Genomic DNA, 3782 nt, shown 5'->3' with positions numbered 1-3782 from the left:
GATTTTTCGGTAGGTGAATTCCACGTCTTCCAGGTGCGTGAAGTGCGAATTCGACGGGTCCTGGCAGTTGTGCATGTAGTCCTTGATGTCGACGATGATGGCGTCTTCAAGTTTGGTGGTGAAGTAATGCTCTTGCGTGCCGGCAGCCGAGGTGCGGAACCACTGGATTTCGATTTCGGTCAGGCGCTCGCCCGAGGTCAGTGCGGCCAGCAGCAGCGGCGAGGACTTGTCGAACACTTTGGTGATCTTCACTGGCTTGTGAACACGCTGGCCGGTCGGTTGGCCCGATTGCGGGTCGCGAGGGATGATCACTTCGTGGCTAAAACCCTGAACCATGACCTGATCTTCATGACCTTCCTGATACGTATTGCCCACCGAATCCGCGGTGAATGCACCGGCTGTAATCAAACCCTGTTTAGTGCCGGTAATGGACATGTAAGCTGGCGTCGCCATTGATGCTCTCCTTACTCAAAAATGAGGACTTGAAAGGCCCAAATGCCACTCAAGTGCTGAATGGAGTAACCAAAGTTCGTGCCAGCTTTAATCAAGTCATTTAAAAACAAGGCGTTACGCGAAGTAAGGAATTTTGCTGGTTATTTTTTAAACAAAAACCTCTCAAAAGTGCGCAAGAAGTTGCGCAGTACTGTGCAACTTCTTGCGCACTCGTCTACAGCTCACGGTTTATATGCACTGTGGCCATGTATCCACACAGTTATCCACATTTGAGTGCGCAACTTCTTGCGCAGTTGGTGTTTTTTAGAGACGTTGCACGTCATGAGATTTCGAGTGTCAGTCGAGGACTCTATCTGCACCTCTGAAAGGTTTTATCCACACAAATCCCGACTGACCCAGCCCTGACTTAAGACGCAAAAACACGAACAGAAAACAACCCAAGAACAGTGGATTTCTACCTTGCCCACGTCATGGAAAAACCACTTCAAACGAGCGTGGGTTTGACCAACGCGTACGAGCTTATTCCGACTGATAAGCACCCAGTCGCTCAATTTACCCAGCGTGACTCGCAGCAAGGGCTGACTTTGCGGTGGTGTAATGTGATCCGGACATGATTAGTCGAAATACTCGCGGAGAAATCTCATGCGTAAAGTGCAAAGCTTCGTCGCAAAAGGAAAGCCCTTGTTTCCAGGTGGGGCAGCAATTTCATCAATATGCCTGGATGTATCACGCCCTACACCCAGTAATTAAAGGTAGCTACCATGTCTATCACTGACTCAAAAACGATTGATATGTGGGGCATTCCAAAATCTTCACCTAACAAGGTGATCCTAGGTATCGCCGACCATTTAAGTTGGAGCAAAACCAAGGAAGGTGAGCACCTGTTGAAGCTTCAAGAAAAATTGAACACTTATATCTCTTTCATTGAGAGTGGTGAGATTTATAGCGCCATACCCTCGTCTAAAGGTGCGTCGCCAACGATACGACTTATTGGCAACTTCCCATTATCAACTCAGGGCGAGATATTCATCGAGAGAGCCACCGCTATTTTGCAAGAAAGCGGAATTGAATTTGAATACATTTACAAGCTAATGGAGGAGTGAATGAAGTTATGCGCAACAGGGGCATTCTTACAGGTGAGCCATTAAAAAATGCACTGCCTGAATACACTGAAGATGAATTTCTGGCCATTCTAAAAGATATCTGTACCGCTGAGGGGACCGAAGCCTATCAGGACGACCTGCTTGAAAACTTTATCGAAGTAACTGGCCACCCGGAAGGTTCAGACCTTATTTACTATCCTGCAAACGGTGCTGCTGACAGCCCTGAAGGCATTTTGGAAACAGTGAAGACCTGGCGCCAAGCCAATGGGCTACCAGGATTCAAAGCTTCATAACACCTCAGGTATGCAAGGCGATGATGACTGTTGCTCGTCTTGTGATGAGACCTATTGCGAGCTATCAATAAACGTCTTTCCCGCAGAATCGAAAATAGCTGATCTCGACCCACACACAGTTCAAGTTGAGACTGGCAATGCAGCAATTCATGCAACTTGCGAGGACTCAAACGCGGCTGGACTGCCCCAGCTTCCGTTCTGCTCATCCGGTGCGGGTGCATGTTGCGCAATGTAGTTCCGAATGTACTCCAGTACGCGATTCGCACCCTCGACCGATTCAGCGAGCTCAATCGGTCGCTTGCCATCCAGATAAGAATTGGGCTGTTCCATCCACTTGAACGCTGCCGCCTTGCTCCCACGCAACGGAATAGCTAAATCCAGCTTCCAATGCGCGAACTTCACAAGTTCTGTGTTCGGCGGGCGTGTGTGATCAGTGGTTGGCACAACCACGCCGATCAGCACATTGGTATGCGCTAGGTCAGAGTTTTTTTCGCACAGAGCTGGCCTTGTTTTCTATATTCAAGTTGCTATTACGGGCGGGCAAGCGAGGCGGCAGAGGGGGAGCCTCTGAGTCCACAAATGCTGGGTTATCGTGACCACTATTGGAGTTACGGGATGACAACCTCTTGGTGGGTAAGTTACGCGCAGGTGTAGGCGGAGCAAGAGGTGCTCGGTGTTGTGGAAGCACCGTAATTCCGTGTTCGCGTAAAGTCGCAACGGCTTTTCGCTCGAGAGGGAAGGTGAAATCCAGGTAAATGTCTGGGTTGTCAGTCGGAATAGCGATTCTGTTCCCGTGAAGATAGTCAGTACCCCTCGGCAGCCCCTCCAGGTCACTAGGGGTTTTCATCAGGCCCTCCATTGCTCTGCTTTGGCGTGTCACTAGAGGAATACGACGTGGTAACGGTGGCACGGAGGTAAATGCTTCTGTTATCCATCGCGCGGCTAATGGCATGTGTCCATCAATATCTACTAGATTGACCGGATCGCCTTTGCAATACGCATAGGCATTAATACCGCCCTTGCCAAAAGGGCTCCAACTGTCGGGGCTGTTAAAACGCATCAAGGCAGGATTAAATGCTCGATAACCGTTCCCTAGCATATAGTGCCCTGTGACTGGGTCAGGCCTCTCGCCATTGAAACCTATCACGTTGAGTACTTCTCCATCTCTGGATCTATGCCCATAAGCGGTGTAAGCATAAGGTTGCCACATACCTGAGGTGACAGCATGGAGTACAGAGCGTTCTAAATCAGTCGCCAGTAACTTTACGCCCTCGCCGTGTTGCAACTCAGCGAGCACCAAGCCCTGGTGTTCGAAAAAACTGTTTTTTTCACTGCCTTGAATCTCGGTAGCTATACGGGTGCCGTTGTAAAAACGTTGAGTGGAGTGAGCGTTCACCAAACGATCCAAGGGGTCGTACAGATAGAGGTTGGCGATAAATTTGCGTGGTGCGTTCATATACTTGGCTCAAGGGGAATAGTTGTCGACACATAAGAATCTGTTCGTTAGCCAGACATGTATAGCTAGCAGATCTATTAGGTACTGGGTGCCCGAGCAACTCTCCGAGTCCACCAAACCAACGTTGTTCAGGGAAATCCGAGTGAAACGAAGAGTAAGATAATTCTGATAGGGCTGGTACTGGTGGCCTTGAGTGCTACGGTTATGCCATCTTCTTTGTACATCCAGATCCCTCCATCTCACGTTACTGCCACAAAATCTTTGTGTTCGAGCCCTATAGGGGGCAGTCCATTTTCTCGGCCTGAGCGGGCGTTAGCCCGCCATTGAATGTATGAGGCCGTATCCAGTTGTAGCGATGCATCAAATAATGGCTGATGTCCTTTTGCGCCTGCTGAACCGACATGTAACCCACCGAAGGTATCCACTCGGTTTTCAAACTCCGAAATACACGTTCCATCGGCGAATTGTCGTAGCAAT

General features: G+C 49.4%; 6 protein-coding genes. 2 read left to right on the top strand and 4 right to left on the bottom strand.

The features are described 5' to 3' along the window. Positions 1 to 453: Hcp family type VI secretion system effector (locus BKD70_RS14970; protein ID WP_070415372.1), on the bottom strand; the 453-nt coding region annotated here is incomplete at its 3' end. Positions 454 to 1214: 761 nt separating this feature from the next. Between BKD70_RS14970 and BKD70_RS14965 the strand changes: the two genes are divergently transcribed. Next, positions 1215 to 1556, top strand: coding sequence for a DUF6572 domain-containing protein (locus tag BKD70_RS14965; protein WP_047277438.1), 342 nt, complete (start codon positions 1215 to 1217; stop codon positions 1554 to 1556). Beyond that, positions 1553 to 1849 (top strand): bacteriocin immunity protein, encoded by a 297-nt coding sequence (locus BKD70_RS14960; RefSeq protein ID WP_371058027.1) that lies wholly within the window; start codon positions 1553 to 1555, stop codon positions 1847 to 1849. The genes BKD70_RS14965 and BKD70_RS14960 overlap by 4 nt, the downstream gene beginning before the upstream one ends. Before the next feature lie 147 nt (positions 1850 to 1996). On the opposite strand, the gene BKD70_RS14955 is transcribed toward BKD70_RS14960, so the two are convergent. The 3 genes from BKD70_RS14955 to BKD70_RS14950 all read right to left on the bottom strand — a co-directional run. Then, the gene (locus BKD70_RS14955) at positions 1997 to 2251 is read right to left on the bottom strand and encodes an MbcA/ParS/Xre antitoxin family protein (protein WP_276202324.1); all 255 of its coding nucleotides are present in this window, start codon (positions 2249 to 2251) and stop codon (positions 1997 to 1999) included. Between the two features lie 76 nt (positions 2252 to 2327). Next, positions 2328 to 3305 carry an RHS repeat-associated core domain-containing protein gene (locus BKD70_RS24330; RefSeq protein ID WP_080960349.1) on the bottom strand — a complete coding sequence of 326 codons (978 nt, stop codon included), beginning with the start codon at positions 3303 to 3305 and terminating at the stop codon, positions 2328 to 2330. Between the two features lie 274 nt (positions 3306 to 3579). Next, positions 3580 to 3782, bottom strand: a 203-nt coding sequence (locus BKD70_RS14950; protein WP_139145781.1) for an integrase core domain-containing protein, incomplete at its 5' end; no start/stop codon positions are given.

The organism is Pseudomonas sp. BS-2016, from assembly GCF_001806145.1.
Lineage (GTDB): Bacteria > Pseudomonadota > Gammaproteobacteria > Pseudomonadales > Pseudomonadaceae > Aquipseudomonas > Aquipseudomonas lundensis.
This window is presented reverse-complemented; position numbering and strand designations above follow the sequence as displayed.